This is a genomic window from Caproicibacterium sp. NSD3 (assembly GCF_053613275.1).
The window spans coordinates 601269-617444 of the sequence record NZ_CM132119.1 but is presented as its reverse complement, the minus strand read 5'-3'; the positions used below and the strand labels follow the sequence as shown (position 1 = coordinate 617444).

Sequence of the window (16176 nt, the reverse complement as noted above, 5' to 3'; positions counted from 1 at the left end):
CGCCTTTAAATATCAAAATAATATTCCAAAACAGTTGCTTTCATTTTATAAACAAACTAAAAAGTTGATTTTTACTTGCCAACCGTTAATTCATGGCCTTATACGAAGTTCATAACACCTTTCACTACATATTTATAGATCTCTTTTTTACCCAAATGCGTGTCCTACTAAAAAATTAATATCCCACTTGATTTCTGCCGCCGCTTTTCGCACGGTACAGAACCTTATCGGCACGAGACAAAAGCTTTTCGCTGTCGTCACCTTCACAGAATGAAGCTGTCCCAATGCTGCAGGTGATATGCCCTGCCTTTTGGAAGTCCGTTTTTTCAACTGCGGCCCTGATCTTTTCAGCAACCTTTTTGGCATCTGCCAGACGAGTATGAGGCAGGATTACCAAAAATTCTTCTCCACCCCATCTGCCAACCGTATCACTCTCACGAACGCATGATTTTAGGATGCCTGCCAGCTGCGTAAGAACCAAATCGCCGACCAGATGACCAAAAGTATCGTTTACTTCTTTAAAATGGTCAATATCAAGGATCAAAATAGAAAGACCCGTGTTATAACGTACAGTGATGGAAAATTCATGCTCCAAAACCTCGTCCAATTTAAGTCTGTTATTAATCTGAGTAAGCTTATCAATGCCGGATACCCTTTTTAGTTCCTTATTTGCTTCTTCCAGTTCCGATGTTACAACACTGATAAAATGAAGAAGCCTCGTTATAATACGGCTGTGCGTAGCCGAAAACGGATCGTTGCTGATCGGCAGATCTGCTATTCCCTTAGAACGTTCCAACTTACGGCGCGAATTTCGTTCTCCTTCACGGACTCCGACAATCACAATCGTTGAGTTTAACAGATTCATCCTGTTGTTCCGTTTGATAAACTCACCATACGTATAAAATCCGGTAGTGGGTGCAATACGATTGAACGTTTGAATTTCAAGATTCGCATCATTCTGCAATAGGAATCTTCTACTGATACAAGCATACAAAGAAATCACATCCGGTTCAAAATCGTGCAATTCTTTCCGTATAGATTCCGAATGATTCAAAATCAAGTTGGGTTCTCCATAACCGATATGAAACTGATCCCCAGAATCAATATCAGCCAAAAAGCCTATACTGCCATCTTCTGTTACAAAAAATGGGACCCTCGCAATCATTTCTCCGTCCTTCTGTATAAGAATCGGAAATTCAAGCGCATTCGCAAAAAAACGTTCATCATTCGGAATATTGAGATATCGATTGTAAACGTCAAAAGCACATTTTCCATCAATTTTTTTCAGCAGATTACCATCCGCCTGAGTAATCGTCATTTCTTTGCTGAGTGGTCTCCAACCTAAAAATGTTCTTGTATAAATATGTAAGTCTTTGCTTAAAAAGGCAACGCAAATTGCTCCTTTGCTTACCGATTGCCGACCTAAAAATATCATGGAAGCTGCATTCGGATCATAAACACCAGCACCGCCGCCAAAAGCAGGAAAGTCGAATTTTTCTTCCGACATTCCTTTAAACAGTTTTGAAACACTAATACTTTGCGGGGTCGCAAATAAGAGTACGCCGGCTACCTCCTCCATGCTGTTTATTTTTTTCATCAAGTTTTTGCCGGCCTCGAATTCAGCACCCATAGGATCTTCAACTACAAAAGTTTTTAAAACGGTTTCATCAAAAAAAGAAAACGATAATACAACAGTTCTGACTTTGGGCTGACCATCAATGATCTCACCGACGGTAGTGGAACCGACAACCACTGCTTTGGGAATGTACTCTCTTATTTCATCTGTAATGCGCCCAAGGACTTTCCTGTCAGGCAGTGACGAGAAGATCTGGACTAAAACAGATTTTGCTGTATGAGAAAAGAGTAGGGTATGGGACTCCAAAAAAGTTCTGAGTTTTGGAATGTCTTTAAATAAATATGTTAGGCTTTTCATTTGTAATCATATCTCCAGATATGCAGCATTTCTGAGCTGAATGATTCTGAGCTTTTCCCGGATTTTACAACTCAAATCAAACATTCAGTCCTGCTTCAAACCATTATTTTACAAAGTTAATCTTCGAAATTTACTTATAATTTTTTACCGCGTTAATCATACCTTTAAATTTTATAAAATGAAACATCTTGAAGAAAAGTTCGTCGAGATTCAACATAATTTTAATTATATATTAGAGGTATTAACAACAAAATTTTTACAGCCGTCCTTAGGATAGAGGAAACCCTCAGCAGCTGGATAAAAGTATTTTACACTATCATTTAGCAGCCAACCGTTTTTTCAGTCTATTATTTTCTTGTATTGACCCAACCGCTGCTTTTTAAGTTAATTTTTGGAACATTTATTAAGCCTTTTGCATTAAATTTCCCCTAAATTAACAACTTATTTTGTTTTATTCGCTGATTTCCATAGATGCAATTTTTTTCGACGTTTTTTTTCGATTTAATGCCTGATAATAAGAACTGTTCTCGAGAGAAAGTTAACCTTAAATAAAGAAAGGAAGTCCAAAGTGGTAAAAATCATTGTAGAAAAAAATTTGTTAGAAGAAAAATTAGCACAAGTAAAGGATGGAGATCTTGTTGAGCTTGCTTTTGTTCCACCCCAAAACGATCATGGTGATTATTCACCAGCATTTCTGCATCTGGCCGCAATACATAGTGAAGGAATCTATGAGGATTTAGAAAGTATTGATGAATTCGTTTTCGACCTATGCACGCAGGAAAGCGCATGATGTAAATTTTTTCATTCTAACGGCTCTGCTTCGGCGGAGCCTTTTTTTATTTTTGCTAAAAATCAATAGTCTCTCTTCTGATATTATAAAAAGTCAGCTTGTACAGATCTATCACAAACGGGCACCGGTCAAATTGTTTTTTGACCGATTTTATTGCCCGCCCGCAAATAACTATTTTGACATTTGCCGTGTGTGCATTGCTTATCTGCCAGACTTTCGCAATTCGACGTGTACCTTCTTTTTCTCCCTTAGCTTTACTGCTTCCAGTTGTTCATTCAGAGCAACTGCTTCTGCACGTGCCGTTTCAATGCTGATCGCCAGATCATTAAATTCCTGCGCTAAATTTTCAACGGTCAGGCTGTTAATTTTCGGGCAAATATCGTCATACTGATCGAGTCCAGCTTCCCCGTGCGCAACCACAGTAGCCTTTCCATCTGCTGGATATGTAACATAGAGATGATCATATTTTCCGAGCTGACAAATTTCTTTCATGGAACTTGCTATCCCTTCCAATAGTTCCTCTACTCTTTCTTCATTCGAATTAATCATATTGATCGCCATGTTCTGGCTCCTTTCATATTTTGTCTAAGATTTCTCCAACGGTATAATTGCCGTCCGGCAAATTTATATCTCCCCTGGAAACACGCTCGTTGATTTCATTCCCAATGTTTTTCGTCATCCTTTTAAAGATCGATTTCTGTTCTTCCTTTGGCATCCTATCTTTTTCAGAAATAATTTCTGCTTTCCATTTCCCGTTTTCTTTATAGAGCTTCATTTTGTGCTCACTGATCAGGCACGTTTGGCTGCCCTCTATTAAGTTGTTTTGCACTGTCCAAATTTCCGGTTTGCGCGCCATTTCTTTCACCTCATTTCATAATATGTTTAGCCGATTGTCCGACTTTCTAATTAATTTCGTTTCAGTCGTATCATGAATGAGACAATTGAACTAAGAGTGAAAGGAATTTCCAAAAGCCACTACCAAAAAATATAGAAGAAGCGTAGATCAACAGATCTATCCCTCTTCTATATTTTTTATTTAGCTAACCGACAGCAGATCACGAGCGATGATTTTAGCGGTATGAAATAAAGAATTTTCTTATTTTTCTAAACTATCTGCGGCATTTTTGGGATAAATGTTTGGAAAAAGATGTTTATTCCATCTTCTTTCATCAATTAGTTTTCCGCATATAGCATCTACAAGGGACGAGTCCGCATAAGGGTTGCATGATTTGATAAGCGCTTGTACCTTTGCTTCTGGAATCAAAAGAGGTGAAAATCCGATGGTAACTAAAAGCATATAATTTTTTTCTTTTATCTGTGAACATAAAAGCTCCGCCCATGCGTTGTCTCTTGCGAAAGCAAGCCGATAATAAAAAGCAGCCAGCCCCTTGTCGGGAATGTATTGATCCAAAATTCCAATATCTTTACCCGTATCCTGCACCTTTGTTTTTTGGCTGATGGTCAGATCAGAAACAATACGCGAAATCCCTTCTGCTTCATCCCGCTCAAATTTGTTCTCCCCGGCTTTTACCGAAAAAAGCTCCGATGGATTTTTTATTTTACGCACATTTGAAGAAAGTTCTTTTCGCGCAAGACGGTCAAACAGCCGTTTCAGCTGTTTTATGCTTTTTGACCGAACCACTCTGGCAACAAGATCGGATGGAAGTTCCGAACAGATTCTATTCGCAAGTTCTTTCGGGTTTGCTGTATCGTTTTCTCCCACCGCCTTTAGAAGTTCCCGAAAGGATATTCCTGCTGCGCTGGCATTTTGTCTGTACGTAATAAGCAATTTAACGGCGGGGTTGTCTCGGTATCCAAATTCATAGAGAGTCTCGATATTATTGCAGTAGCACGCATCCATCAGCAGCAGGTCAATGACATGCCCCCCCCGGCGTTTGCCGCCATTTCGATAGCTGCTACAAGCTCCGGAATCCCCATAATCGCGGGATATTTCCCGCTGTAATCATTCATTAGGCCTATATATTCACAGGCGTGCCCGCCCAGAATCAGCATTACATGCTTGGTATCGGTATTCTTAAGCCCCCAGAGAAGAAAATCATACAAGCAATTTGGATCCGCCAGATTGACATTGCCTAAATCCTCCGGCAAAATTTTTTCATCCGTATTGAATTGATAGCGCCGAACTCCGTCCCATATCTCCTGATCCGGTTTAGCATCGGGCCTTATGAGCTGCACGGTACTTTGCTTTAGCCGTCCAATTTGGAGAAGGACTTTTGGCTTTTCGTTTATTGCTGCTGCCTTCAATTCACAATACTCAGCTGCTATTTCCGGCTCCAGTTCCCCATTGCCGTCTAGATAAGCCAATATAGTCCAACCGGGAATTGCGTTCATAAAATTTTCCTCCATTTCTTTTATTTGCGATCATATTGTATAATTGAACCTCCTAGTTGGTACTTCCGTATATACCAGCCGGGAGGTTCAATAAAACATTACGCTACCCATCGTCTGTTTATGAATCGTGCAATTATTAGCAAAGCTCTTTTTTCTTATCGTTCTATTCTGTTCAAGAAAGGCGCGCCGCGCGATAATGAATTCGTGTCGCTGAGCAGGATTGCAACATTGTCTGAATAGGTATTTGTAACTGCAAGATCTGCTCTACCATCGTTATTAAAATCGCCGGCTACTAATCCCGCAGCATAAGAACCAACAGCATAAAATTGTTTCGGTCCAAAAGTACCGTCACCATTTCCGGTCAATATTGCAATGTTATTGGAACCGTTATCTGCAACTGCCAAATCAAATGTTCCGTCGTTGTCAAAATCAGCTGCAATGATTCCCTCAAGATTTGAACCAATTGAAACAAAGGATGCCGCTTGAAAAGTACCGTTACCATTGCCAAGCAATATGGCCACATTCATAGAGTCAAAATTTGATACTGCCAAATCGCTTTTACCATCACCGTTAAAGTCGGCTACTGCGATCTCCATAGGACCAGTTCCTACAGAGTAAGGTACTGCTGCTTGAAAAGTGCCGTCACCGTTATTAAGCAGAACCGCAACAGTATTGTTCCCACCAACTGCCGCAACTAAATCAACAATTCCGTCACCGCTTAAATCAGCGGCCGCAAGCCCATAAGGGGAGCTGCCAACAGGATAAGGCACAGCCGCCTGAAAAGTACCGTCTCCATTGCCAAACAGCACGTTAACGTTTCCAAGGCCCACATCGGTTACTGCTAAATCCATTTTGCCATCGTTGTTAAAGTCGGCGGAAACGACTGTCAAAGGATTTGACCCCGCTGCTACTGCCGTAGCCGGCAGAAAGGTTCCGTTACCGTTGCCAAGCAGGATTGCGACATCACCGCCATTTGAATCCGCGACGGCCAAGTCCATTTTGCCATCGTTGTTAAAGTCGGCAGCAGTAACCGAGGTTGGATTGATACCTACATCAAAAAATGAAGCTGCCTGAAAAGTGCCGTCGCTATTTCCGAGCAATACAGCAACCGATTCGCTACCAATATCTGTGATTGCTAAATCAAGACGCCCGTCGCCGTTAAAATCAGCGGCCGTAATCCCATAAGGAGAAGATCCGGCAGAATAAAACACGGCGGGCTGAAAAAATACGCTCATTAAAAGCTCCTCCTAATAATTTTGTTTACCTCCATACTTACATTAGACAAGAACTAATCTCGAAGGGCTGGATTAGATATCATGATAATCTATCCGTTCCCCGCTATTATGATAATATGTTTTTTCCCTTCAATGTTTCCAAAACGGCGGCGACCGTATCCTTTTGAGATCTGGCAGTCATCTGCATTTATCCCAAAATGAAATCGTATTTTTTAAAAAGAGAAACTTTTTAGCTTTAATCACATACAAATAAGCGATAAAAGTTCTTATTCCAATATAAAAATGCTGGAGAATGATTAGAAGGTGATGCTATGAAAATTGCCGCAGCTTATATCCGCGTATCAACGGATGACCAGCTGGAATTCTCCCCCGACTCTCAGCTTCAAAAAATACTGGACTATGCAAAGCACAACGATATAATCGTCCCGGCAAAATACATTTTTCGTGAAAAAGAAGGAATCTCGGGCCGCTCGGCTGCTAAACGTCCGGAATTTCAGCGCATGATTGCAACCGCTCGAAATAAAGGATCCGATGTTTCCATGATCCTTGTCTGGAAATTTTCAAGATTTGCGCGAAATCAAGAAGAGTCAATCGTCTACAAGTCCCTTTTAAAAAAAGAGCGCAACATTTCCGTTGTCAGTGTTTCGGAGCCAATTTCAGATAGTGACTTCGGCGGGTTAATCGAGCGCATCATCGAATGGATGGACGGCTATTATTCTACTCGCCTCTCCGGCGAAGTGATGCGCGGAATGACCGAACGCTTTCAGCGTGGTAAACCGGTATCAGCTGCGCCTCTTGGATATCTAATGCCGAAGGGCACCGGAAAGCTCATTGTCGATCCCCAAACCGCTCCAGTTGTTCAATACATTTTCGAGCGTTTTTTAGCCGGTGACGGATACAAGCAGATTGCTCTTAATCTCAATGCGCAAGGCATTAAAACACGCCGGGGCAACTTGTGGGAAAACCGCACCATTCGCTATGTAATACAAAATCCGGTTTACATCGGAAAGATTCGTTGGAATTCCACCGGAAAAGAGGTAGATTACTATAAAACAAAATCAAAAATTGTAGACGGCGACCATGACCCGATTATATCGAAAAGCCAATGGCAGGCCGCCCAAAAGCGAGTAGAAACGATCAGCAATCTGTATGGCCATTATGCACACAGCAGTACCCCTTCCGGTAATCTATTTCGTGGACTGATTAGATGCAGCGCATGCGGTGCTACTATGTCTCCGGTCGGCGGCGGAAAAAGAGGGGGGCTACAGTGTACCAATTACACGCACAGCCGCTGTACAGAATCACACTACATCACCAATGATAAAATATACAGAATGGTCTTTTCTGAAATCAACTATGAGCTAACTTACGAAGCTTTTTCTCTTCAGCGTAAAAATAGGAAGTCTGATGGATTTGATAATTCCATGATCCAAAGCAAAATCGAGCAAGAACAACGTAAACTTGGTCGTGTGAAAGATTCCTATACTGCCGGCGTTGACACTCTGGAGGAATATAAAGAAAATAAGCAGAAAATCATGTCTGAAATCAAAAATCTAAAAGCAAAACTCTCTGTCGCTCCCATTACTGATATTACCGAAGCCCAGCAGAAAGCTTTCTGTAAGAAAGCACTTAAAAATCTTCAACAATGCGAATCTTTACCGCCTGATGAAGGGAATCGGATCTTGCGTACTTTTATCGATCATATCATTTTTGACCGAGCATCTCAATCCGTTCAAATCTTTTATTACCTTTAATGATCACATTTTGAAGTATGGTGGACCTCATGGAGAACTTGGCGCATCACTGCGTTACCTCTCCCAAAGATACACCATGCCCTATCCAGAGCTCAAGGCAATTTTGACAGATATCGGTACAGAAGAACTAGCTCATCTCGAGATGGTCAGTACCATTGTGTATCAGCTTACGCGCAACCTAACTCCAGAAGAAATTAAAAAGGGCGGTTATGACGCTTATTTTGTAGACCATACAACCGGAATTTATCCTGTAGACGCCAGCGGAAACCCATTTAGTGCAACGACTTTCTCTGTTGCAGGCGATATGGTAACGGATCTGCACGAAAATCTCGCCGCAGAGCAAAAAGCCCGTACAACTTATGAAAACATTTTGCGCTTTGCAGACGACCCGGATGTCCGGGACCCAATCAAATTTCTGCGTGCCCGTGAAATCGTTCATTTTCAGCGTTTCGGTGAAGGATTGCGCATTGCTACCGATCGTTTGGATTCCAAAAACTTTTATGCCTTTAACCCTGAATTTGACCGTTAATGTTTTGCCCCATCGAAAAACCGATGGGGCTTTTTTCACATAACCATCACTTAAGATTTACCAGAAGTTCGAATCCTGTTAAAATTCAGGACATATCCTTTCTCTATACTATAAACAGTTCTAAAGAAAAAGATTTCTAAAAGAAATTATAAAACACTGTGCTAACCGCCGGACTTTCTGGAATACCAACTCGGCAGATGCACAGACAAACAATAAGACCAAGAAATTGGTTTTCTATATATTGACCCCTTTTTTATCATTTCTCCTTTTTACAAAAGCCGAACTTTGCGAAAGCAAAGTCCGGCTTTTGTTTGTCCAAATTTGTTTTATAATTCTTTTGTCATACAAATATGAGGACAAAATTCATCATAATAAACATTTCCGACTGCATGGTAATTAAGCTTTTCGTAAAACTTCTGCACTCTACACTGTGCAGAGAGTTTCATCGCGGTGCCGCCTTCTTTTTGGGCTTCCTGCTCTAATTTTTCTACGACTACCCTTCCGAGGCCTTCTCCCCGAAATTCTTTTAAAACCGCAACTCTGCCGATTGTATAAACCGGCTTTTTGGAGTCTTCACGGAACATTCTGCCCACTGCTTTTGGAACGTCTCCATCATACAAGACTAAATGCTCTGCCGTTAAATCGATCTCATCAAACTCTTTTTGAAAACCCTGCTCTTCCACAAAAACTTTTTGACGAATTTCTTTTCCCTGTGGTGTCAATTCTTTATCTATAATGCTCTTCATCAAATTTCCTCTCTCTCAATTCTTTTAAAAAAATTTTATCACTTTCTAATCGACTTGAAAAGCCGCAAAAATTTTAATCAAAATAAAAAGCACGAAGAATTTCTTCCCCGTACTTTTTTAACAAAATATAATTGATTATTTTCCGAATGGTTCTTTAGAGGATCGATTCATCATCTGGGATTCGGGAATTTTTACCAACTGCTGATAAGCTGCCTTTAACATTTCTGCCGTTCCTTCTATCCCCAAAACAGAACTGTCCATTAAAAGATCAAATTGATCTCTTTCTCCCCAACGCAAATCCGTATAATAGTTATAATAAGAACGGCGCATACGGTCAGTCTTGCGCACAAGAATTCTGGCTTCATCCTCAGAAATTTTACTCCGTTCCATAACACATTGAATCCGAACTGGCAAAGGGGCATAAAGGAATACATGCAGACAGTAAGGCCGATTGCGAAGGACATAGTTTCCGCAGCGGCCAACAATGATACAGGACTCTCTTTCTGCCATCTGACGAATAATTCTCGACTGCAGCTGATAAAGAGTATCCCCTATCGTTTGTCCATAACGTGCAATATGAGCTGCCTCCTTCGCATCCATATACAAAAATGGACTTACCGGATGCTCATCTACACACTCCAAGTCCTTTGGATCTAGAGTGCTGTTCTTTGCTGCTTTTTCAATGAGTTCCTTGTCATAGTACGGAATATCGAGTAATCCGGAAAGAATTTGAGCCACCTTGCGGCCGCCGCTTCCATATTCCCTGCCGATTGTTAAAATCGTATGATGCATAACAAAGCCCCCTTTATCCTTTATAATTTGAGAATATCATATTTAAGATAAAAATTCAATTAATTTTATAATATTTATGTGTATTTTATCTTTTATAGCCTTTTAAAAAAAGGCTGTGTGCAAATTAAGCACACAGCCAAAAACTTCAGTCACGCAAAGAAGGCACTAATGATTGCCGATCCGCCGATCAATATTGCACATACAATCGCTACTACTCGCAAAAATATCGTACGCCGTTTTCCCTGCATGATAATTCCTCCGTTTCATAAGTAACTTTATTATAAACAAATTACATCGAAAAAACAAGCCATAAACAATACGTTCCATATTCATATTATGCACTTGACTTTTTTGAAAATTTCAGGTATTTTATAGTTATAAATTATATCTATATTTTTGGACCAGCAAGGAGGTATATTTATGAATATTATCACAATTTCCAGACAATATGGCAGCGGTGGTCGAGAAATCGGGGAAAAGCTCGCAAAGAAACTGCAGATTCCGTTTTTGGATAAAGAACTCATTATCATGGCTGCTAAAAAAAGTGGTATGAGCGAAGAGGTCTTTAAAAGCGTAGATGAACGAGCTGCTTCCAGCTTTCTCTATTCTCTGTGGATGAATGGCTATTCCTATGGAATTCCAACAGTTGCAAACCATCTTCCTCTTAACGATCAGCTTTTTATTCTTCAGACGGAACTGATTAAAAATGCTGCGGAAAAAGGTCCATGCGTAATTGTCGGCCGCTGTGCAGATTATATTCTACGGGAACGCCATGACGTACTGCATGTTTTTCTCTATGCAGATGAATCATTCCGGGCAAAACGTGCCATTGAAAAATATGGAGAAGATGAGAAAAAGATTCACGAAATTCTTATAAAAAAAGATAAGCAGCGCTCTAACTATTATAATTTTTATAGTGATACTCGTTGGAACGACCCTCAAAATTATCATCTGTGCCTGAATACGGGTGCTTTGGGAATTGATAACTCCGTAGAGATGATTCTAAAAGCGTACAAAATTATTCAACCTTAAAAAGCAATGGCGGTACTTGGCTTAAAATCCAAGTACCGCTGTTGTTTTTTTCTGTCAATCCTTATGGTTCTTTTGATATAAAATCCACAAACCTTTCAGCATCAGATTATCATCGAGAATGACGCGGCGATTGCAGAACGGTATAATCACGCCCGCAACTCCACCGGTCGCAACGATCGTTGCCTGCTCCTTTAACTCCGCTTCTACCCGATCGATAATCCCATCGATCATCGCGGCATTGCTGAAAACGATCCCGGACTGCATACATTCCTTTGTGTTCTTGCCAATCAGGCGCTGAGGGACCTCCAAGCTAACATGAGAAAGCTGGCTGGCATGTGCTGCAAGGCTCTCCAAGCTGACAACAGGCCCTGGAATAATCATTCCGCCAATATAACTTCCATTTGCATCTACAACACACATGGTCGTTGCAGTTCCCACATCAAAAATGATGATTGGCTTGGGATATTCTGCGCTAGCTGCCACTGCCTCGGTCACCAAATCGGCACCCAACTGGGCAGGATTGTCCATTAAAATATTCAATCCCGTTTTCAATCCAGAACCAACTAACAGCGGAACTTTTCCACAAACTTTGCGGACTGCTTCTTGCAGTGCCGCAGAAAGTGCCGGAACCACAGAGGAAATAATCCCTCCCTCCGGCTCGTGGCGCTCCACCCCATGCATTTCAAATAAAGTGCGAATCATGAGAGCATATTCATCTGCTGTTTTGCTGGCATCTGTTGATAAACGTGCTGTAAAATAAATTTTTTCAGCATCCATACAGCCCAGCACAATATTCGTATTTCCTACGTCAATAGCGACGATCATTTTTTCACCTGCTTTAATTTTTCCGTGTTCGGTTCTCCCGAAACACACAAAGCGGAAGGCAGATAGGACCTCTGCCTCCCGCTTTTACTATGAATTTTTCAATCAATCAATATTTTGCAATTTTAAATAAAACCTTGCCAATGGCCGCGACTAAAATTCCAGCACCGATTGCTTCTGGGACTCCGTTTGCGCCGACAATTCCGAGTACAATTCCGAGAACTGCATCGGCTGGCACTCCTTTTGCCGCTGCATAAGCATCACGAAAAAGAACAAAAATCAGTCCCATTACAAAAATCGTATTCGTCAGGGCACCAGATACGCCTGCAACCGCAAGAGACACGACTGAGCCTTCCTTTTTTGCATGTGTTACTTTCTGAATTGCACGGTAAACATAATAGGGAATTACGCCTACTAAAATTCTCGGAAGAAAACAAACAACCAAAGCGAGCGGGGTTCCATTTGCCGTACCCGGCAGTGGAATCAAAGGGCTAAATGTAAAAGAAGTCAGTGCAGGAGTGATTGTATTGCTGATCAGACTAACCAAGCCAAATAAGGAGCCTAAAACCGCTCCATATTTTGGTCCTAGCAGTAATGCCCCCAAAATAACCGGGATGTGAATAATGGTCATTTTAATGAAGGGCAGTGGGATCATGCCTAACGGCGTAAATCCTAAAAGCAGTACAATGGCCGCAAAAAGTGCCAAAAGCACAAAATCGCGGTACTTAGAGTTTGTTGCGGACATCGTTGTTGATTTGCTTGACATATTAAATTCCTCCAGCTGCCGGTCCCTGATTGGCTTTCTTTTCAAAGGACAAAAAGAAAAGCCTGAATCAAAAAGATCCAGCGCATATTTCCAGTTTATTATAACAGGATTTTTCAGAGATGCAAGGGAATTGACAAAAAAATTTACCCAAATGGGATTTTCCTTGTAATTTTATGAAAGAATTCTTATAATATAGAGGTATGTTGTCCGGTAAAAATAGAAACAAACCGGATTTTGAAAGGATGTTCTCCATGTTGCTGCAAGATAAAACCGTTTTATTGGGAATTTCCGGCAGTATTGCCGCTTATAAAGCTGCCGATCTCGCAAGCCGTCTCCATCATGAGGGCGCCAAAGTTCACACATTGATGACCGAAAACGCCTGCAAACTGATTTCACCAATGACCTTTGAGGGCGTGACAGGGCAAAAAGCGGTCTCAGATACATTTGATCGAAACTATCAATATCATGTAGAACATGTTTCTCTTGCGAAACAGGCTGATCTTGTTTTGGTTGCGCCGGCAACCGCAAATGTGATTGCAAAATTAGCAAATGGAATTGCAGATGACATGCTGACAACCACGGTTCTTGCCTGCCGCTGCAAAAAGCTGATCGCACCGGCGATGAATACTGGAATGTATGAAAATCCGGTAACACAAGATAATCTCAAAAAATTGCGTCATTACGGGTGGACCATCATCGAGCCTGCCTGCGGAATGCTCGCCTGCGGAGACATTGGGGCTGGAAAATTCCCCGAACCTGCAGATATCCTGGAATATGTGCTAAAAGAAATCGCCGAAAAAAAGGATATGGCAGGGCTAAAGGTGCTGGTGACTGCCGGTCCCACTCAGGAGCCATTGGATCCGGTACGATACCTCACAAATCATTCCACCGGAAAGATGGGATATGAACTGGCACGAAATGCCATGCGCCGCGGCGCCGAGGTCACGTTGGTTTCTGGAAAGACCGCACTTCCTTCTCCAGCTTTCGTAAAAACGGTACCTGTTGGTTCTGCCCAAGAGATGTTCGACGCGGTTCTCTCGGCAGCACCCGAACAAGATCTTTTTGCTTTTGCTGCCGCTGTTGCTGATTATCGTCCGGCAGTTGTTGCCGATCAAAAATTAAAAAAAGAAAATGGTAATTTTTCGGATATTCCTCTTTCTTCCACTCCGGATATTTTGAAAACAATTGGAAGCCAAAAGAAAAAGGGTCAAATGATCTGTGGCTTTTCGATGGAAACAGAACATTTAATTGAAAATTCGAAAAAAAAGCTGCAAAAAAAGCATGCTGATTTAATTGCTGCCAACAATCTTCGCACACCAGGTGCAGGTTTTGGCACTGATACAAATGTAATTACCCTGATTTCGGATTCTGAAGAAATAGAACTGCCGCAGCTTTCCAAATACGAAACAGCCGGAAAGATTTGGGACACGCTGCTTTCTTTGCAAAAAAAATAACCAACGCATAATTATCTGCAGGCAGAACAAACTAAACGTATCCCAAATAAAAAAGAGGTGCTTAATATGTCGAATCTGCATTGCAGTGTAAGTGATTGTGCAAATAATAGCCAAAATCTCTGCTGTCGCCCGGATATTGAGGTAGTAGGAAAATCTGCCTGTGGCTGCGAACAAACCAGCTGCAGCGATTTTCAGAAACGCCAGGGTGCTTCTAATTCTACAGCTGGTACTTCCGATCCTAACGAGAGCCTGGATGTCCACTGTGAGGCTGAAAACTGTTCTTATAATAAAAAAGGGTATTGTGACGCCTCCAATGTACAAATGACCAGCTGCTCAACGCATGGCTGCACCGACTGCAAATCTGAAACTGCCTGCTTCACTTTCAAGATGCAGCAATCCCTTTAAATTCACAAAGGGCTTTGAAAGAAAACTCTTTCAAAGCCCTTTCGCTTTATTCTACATGAATTTGTTCCAATACTTCTCCTACCGGTGCATGAATGACCAGATCTGCCCGCCGATCTGCGGAAGTTTCGGATTTATTGATCAAAACAAGACGGTGTCCACGATAATAATCAATCAAAGATGCCGCCGGATATACAACAAGAGAAGTTCCTGCGATAATCAACATATCCGCAGCAGAAATGACTGCAAGCGCTCCGTCGATCGTATCACTGTCAAGCCCTTCTTCATAAAGCACCACATCGGGTTTAATGGTGCCGCCGCAGCTGCAGTGCGGAACGCCCTTGCTTTCCCGAATAGAATCCATCTCATAGAATTTATGGCATCGCTCACAATAATTGCGCAAAACACTGCCGTGCAATTCATAGACTTTTTGGCTGCCCGCCGCCTGATGCAGACCATCAATATTCTGCGTGACAACTGCTGAAAGCTTTCCGGCTTTCTCCATTTCGGCCAGCTTGCGATGTGCCGCATTTGGCTTTGCATCAGGATAAAGAAGTTTATCCCGATAAAAATCAAAAAATTCTTCCGGATGCTGCCTATAAAAACTGTGACTCAGCATTACCTCCGGAGGATATTTATATTTCTGATGATAAAGACCGTCTACACTGCGAAAATCCGGAATTCCACTCTCGGTGGAAACACCTGCTCCACCAAAAAAGACGATCCGTTTACTCTGGTCGATCATATTCTGCAATTCTTCCAGTTCTTTTTTCATCGAAAACTGCCTCCTTTTTCGAATAATTTCAGTATAGCACAATTTTGAAAGTTCCGTACAAAAATCCTTTTCTAATTGTCTTTTGCCTGATTTTATGGTAGCATCAGAAATAGGAAAATACGTTGCGGAGGTGCAATTTTTAATGGCATTCGATTATAAAAAAGAATATAAAGAATTTTATATGCCGAAAAACAAACCGGAAATTATTGACATTCCAACGATGAATTTTATTGCGGTTCGCGGCAAAGGAAACCCAAACGAAACTGACGGAGAATATAAAGCCGCCATGAGTCTGCTCTACGGAATTGCTTTTACGATCAAAATGAGCAAAAAAAACGGTCACGCCTTGGACGGCTATTTTGACTATGTGGTACCACCCTTAGAAGGCTTTTGGTGGCAGGACAACATCAGTGGAATTGATTATCTTCATAAGGAAACTTATCAATGGATTTCTCTTATTTGCCTGCCTGATTTTGTAAAAAAATCAGATTTTGACTGGGCAGTCGCAGAAGCTTCTCGAAAAAAGAAGGCTGATTTTTCTAAAGCAGAATTTTTAACCTACCATGAAGGGCTTTGCGTACAGTGTATGCATATCGGTCCTTTTGATAACGAACCAAAAACGATTGCTCTGATGGAACAATTTGCAAAAGACCTGGGATATGTGATCGATATCACGCCTTCCCGCTATCATCATGAAATCTATTTAAGTGATGCTAGAAGATGCAATCCACAAAAACTTCGGACTGTGATTCGGCATCCGGTCAAAAAGCTTTAAAAGGACAGAAAAAGGGCGG

General features: G+C 41.4%; 18 protein-coding genes. 7 read left to right on the top strand and 11 right to left on the bottom strand.

Features of this window, described 5'->3' with window-relative positions; translation table 11 throughout:
* Positions 1 to 175: 175 nt before the first annotated feature.
* Complete coding sequence (locus tag ACVS9P_RS03020; protein WP_452104167.1) at positions 176 to 1933, bottom strand: sensor domain-containing diguanylate cyclase; 1758 nt, start codon at positions 1931 to 1933, stop codon at positions 176 to 178.
* A 568-nt stretch (positions 1934 to 2501) separates the two neighbouring features.
* Between ACVS9P_RS03020 and ACVS9P_RS03015 the strand changes: the two genes are divergently transcribed.
* Positions 2502 to 2723 carry a hypothetical protein gene (locus ACVS9P_RS03015; protein WP_452104166.1) on the top strand — a complete coding sequence of 74 codons (222 nt, stop codon included), beginning with the start codon at positions 2502 to 2504 and terminating at the stop codon, positions 2721 to 2723.
* Positions 2724 to 2924: 201 nt separating this feature from the next.
* Here ACVS9P_RS03015 and ACVS9P_RS03010 read toward each other — a convergent pair whose 3' ends face one another.
* The 5 genes from ACVS9P_RS03010 to ACVS9P_RS02990 all read right to left on the bottom strand — a co-directional run bounded on the left by ACVS9P_RS03010 (position 2925) and on the right by ACVS9P_RS02990 (position 6310).
* On the bottom strand, positions 2925 to 3284 hold the full coding sequence (locus ACVS9P_RS03010; protein ID WP_452104165.1) for a hypothetical protein: 360 nt from the start codon (positions 3282 to 3284) through the stop codon (positions 2925 to 2927).
* A 13-nt stretch (positions 3285 to 3297) separates the two neighbouring features.
* Positions 3298 to 3579 carry a hypothetical protein gene (locus tag ACVS9P_RS03005; RefSeq protein ID WP_452104164.1) on the bottom strand — a complete coding sequence of 94 codons (282 nt, stop codon included), beginning with the start codon at positions 3577 to 3579 and terminating at the stop codon, positions 3298 to 3300.
* Between the two features lie 240 nt (positions 3580 to 3819).
* On the bottom strand, positions 3820 to 4584 hold the full coding sequence (locus ACVS9P_RS03000; RefSeq protein WP_452104163.1) for a hypothetical protein: 765 nt from the start codon (positions 4582 to 4584) through the stop codon (positions 3820 to 3822).
* Positions 4584 to 5075: a hypothetical protein gene (locus ACVS9P_RS02995; protein ID WP_452104162.1), complete on the bottom strand. Its 492-nt coding sequence runs from the start codon at positions 5073 to 5075 to the stop codon at positions 4584 to 4586. Before ACVS9P_RS02995 ends, ACVS9P_RS03000 begins: the two co-directional genes overlap by 1 nt.
* Before the next feature lie 155 nt (positions 5076 to 5230).
* Positions 5231 to 6310 (bottom strand): FG-GAP repeat domain-containing protein, encoded by a 1080-nt coding sequence (locus ACVS9P_RS02990; protein ID WP_452104161.1) that lies wholly within the window; start codon positions 6308 to 6310, stop codon positions 5231 to 5233.
* Positions 6311 to 6621: 311 nt separating this feature from the next.
* On the opposite strand from ACVS9P_RS02990, the gene ACVS9P_RS02985 reads away from it, so the two are divergent.
* Positions 6622 to 8064, top strand: coding sequence for a recombinase family protein (locus ACVS9P_RS02985; RefSeq protein WP_452104160.1), 1443 nt, complete (start codon positions 6622 to 6624; stop codon positions 8062 to 8064).
* Complete coding sequence (locus ACVS9P_RS02980; RefSeq protein ID WP_452104159.1) at positions 8021 to 8593, top strand: manganese catalase family protein; 573 nt, start codon at positions 8021 to 8023, stop codon at positions 8591 to 8593. The genes ACVS9P_RS02985 and ACVS9P_RS02980 overlap by 44 nt, the downstream gene beginning before the upstream one ends.
* Before the next feature lie 326 nt (positions 8594 to 8919).
* On the opposite strand, the gene ACVS9P_RS02975 is transcribed toward ACVS9P_RS02980, so the two are convergent.
* Entirely contained in the window at positions 8920 to 9339 is a 420-nt protein-coding gene (locus tag ACVS9P_RS02975; RefSeq protein ID WP_452104158.1) for a GNAT family N-acetyltransferase, read from the bottom strand.
* Between the two features lie 135 nt (positions 9340 to 9474).
* Positions 9475 to 10131, bottom strand: a complete 657-nt coding sequence (locus ACVS9P_RS02970) for a cytidylate kinase-like family protein (RefSeq protein ID WP_452104157.1) — start codon at positions 10129 to 10131, stop codon at positions 9475 to 9477.
* A gap of 420 nt (positions 10132 to 10551) precedes the next feature.
* Here ACVS9P_RS02970 and ACVS9P_RS02965 point away from each other — a divergent pair, with 420 nt between their 5' ends.
* On the top strand, positions 10552 to 11163 hold the full coding sequence (locus ACVS9P_RS02965; RefSeq protein ID WP_452104156.1) for a cytidylate kinase-like family protein: 612 nt from the start codon (positions 10552 to 10554) through the stop codon (positions 11161 to 11163).
* 54 nt (positions 11164 to 11217) lie between these two features.
* Here the strand turns inward: ACVS9P_RS02965 and ACVS9P_RS02960 are convergent, their stop codons facing one another.
* Together ACVS9P_RS02960 and ACVS9P_RS02955 are read right to left on the bottom strand one after the other, a co-directional pair.
* Entirely contained in the window at positions 11218 to 11988 is a 771-nt protein-coding gene (locus ACVS9P_RS02960) for a type III pantothenate kinase (protein WP_452104155.1), read from the bottom strand.
* A gap of 106 nt (positions 11989 to 12094) precedes the next feature.
* Positions 12095 to 12751: an ECF transporter S component gene (locus ACVS9P_RS02955; protein ID WP_452104154.1), complete on the bottom strand. Its 657-nt coding sequence runs from the start codon at positions 12749 to 12751 to the stop codon at positions 12095 to 12097.
* Positions 12752 to 13005: 254 nt separating this feature from the next.
* Here ACVS9P_RS02955 and coaBC point away from each other — a divergent pair, with 254 nt between their 5' ends.
* Both coaBC and ACVS9P_RS02945 read left to right on the top strand, forming a co-directional pair.
* Positions 13006 to 14205, top strand: a complete 1200-nt coding sequence (coaBC, locus tag ACVS9P_RS02950; RefSeq protein ID WP_452104662.1) for a bifunctional phosphopantothenoylcysteine decarboxylase/phosphopantothenate--cysteine ligase CoaBC — start codon at positions 13006 to 13008, stop codon at positions 14203 to 14205.
* A gap of 66 nt (positions 14206 to 14271) precedes the next feature.
* Positions 14272 to 14610, top strand: a complete 339-nt coding sequence (locus ACVS9P_RS02945) for a DUF1540 domain-containing protein (protein ID WP_452104153.1) — start codon at positions 14272 to 14274, stop codon at positions 14608 to 14610.
* 46 nt (positions 14611 to 14656) lie between these two features.
* Here the strand turns inward: ACVS9P_RS02945 and ACVS9P_RS02940 are convergent, their stop codons facing one another.
* Complete coding sequence (locus ACVS9P_RS02940; protein WP_452104152.1) at positions 14657 to 15382, bottom strand: NAD-dependent protein deacylase; 726 nt, start codon at positions 15380 to 15382, stop codon at positions 14657 to 14659.
* Positions 15383 to 15524: 142 nt separating this feature from the next.
* Between ACVS9P_RS02940 and ACVS9P_RS02935 the strand changes: the two genes are divergently transcribed.
* Entirely contained in the window at positions 15525 to 16157 is a 633-nt protein-coding gene (locus tag ACVS9P_RS02935; protein ID WP_452104151.1) for a GyrI-like domain-containing protein, read from the top strand.
* Positions 16158 to 16176: the final 19 nt, after the last annotated feature.

What these genes read in the sequence shown, in the direction of transcription:
- ACVS9P_RS02940 (WP_452104152.1), bottom strand. Translation starts at nt 15,382, where the DNA reads ATGAAAAAAGAACTGGAAGAATTGCAGAATATGATCGACCAGAGTAAA.
- ACVS9P_RS02970 (WP_452104157.1), bottom strand. Translation starts at nt 10,131, where the DNA reads ATGCATCATACGATTTTAACAATCGGCAGGGAATATGGAAGCGGCGGC.
- ACVS9P_RS02965 (WP_452104156.1), top strand. Translation starts at nt 10,552, where the DNA reads ATGAATATTATCACAATTTCCAGACAATATGGCAGCGGTGGTCGAGAA.
- ACVS9P_RS02955 (WP_452104154.1), bottom strand. Translation starts at nt 12,751, where the DNA reads ATGTCAAGCAAATCAACAACGATGTCCGCAACAAACTCTAAGTACCGC.
- ACVS9P_RS03005 (WP_452104164.1), bottom strand. Translation starts at nt 3,579, where the DNA reads ATGGCGCGCAAACCGGAAATTTGGACAGTGCAAAACAACTTAATAGAG.
- ACVS9P_RS03010 (WP_452104165.1), bottom strand. Translation starts at nt 3,284, where the DNA reads ATGGCGATCAATATGATTAATTCGAATGAAGAAAGAGTAGAGGAACTA.
- ACVS9P_RS03020 (WP_452104167.1), bottom strand. Translation starts at nt 1,933, where the DNA reads ATGAAAAGCCTAACATATTTATTTAAAGACATTCCAAAACTCAGAACT.
- ACVS9P_RS02995 (WP_452104162.1), bottom strand. Translation starts at nt 5,075, where the DNA reads ATGAACGCAATTCCCGGTTGGACTATATTGGCTTATCTAGACGGCAAT.
- ACVS9P_RS02935 (WP_452104151.1), top strand. Translation starts at nt 15,525, where the DNA reads ATGGCATTCGATTATAAAAAAGAATATAAAGAATTTTATATGCCGAAA.
- ACVS9P_RS02960 (WP_452104155.1), bottom strand. Translation starts at nt 11,988, where the DNA reads ATGATCGTCGCTATTGACGTAGGAAATACGAATATTGTGCTGGGCTGT.
- ACVS9P_RS02975 (WP_452104158.1), bottom strand. Translation starts at nt 9,339, where the DNA reads ATGAAGAGCATTATAGATAAAGAATTGACACCACAGGGAAAAGAAATT.
- ACVS9P_RS03000 (WP_452104163.1), bottom strand. Translation starts at nt 4,584, where the DNA reads ATGGATGCGTGCTACTGCAATAATATCGAGACTCTCTATGAATTTGGA.
- ACVS9P_RS02990 (WP_452104161.1), bottom strand. Translation starts at nt 6,310, where the DNA reads ATGAGCGTATTTTTTCAGCCCGCCGTGTTTTATTCTGCCGGATCTTCT.
- ACVS9P_RS02985 (WP_452104160.1), top strand. Translation starts at nt 6,622, where the DNA reads ATGAAAATTGCCGCAGCTTATATCCGCGTATCAACGGATGACCAGCTG.
- ACVS9P_RS02945 (WP_452104153.1), top strand. Translation starts at nt 14,272, where the DNA reads ATGTCGAATCTGCATTGCAGTGTAAGTGATTGTGCAAATAATAGCCAA.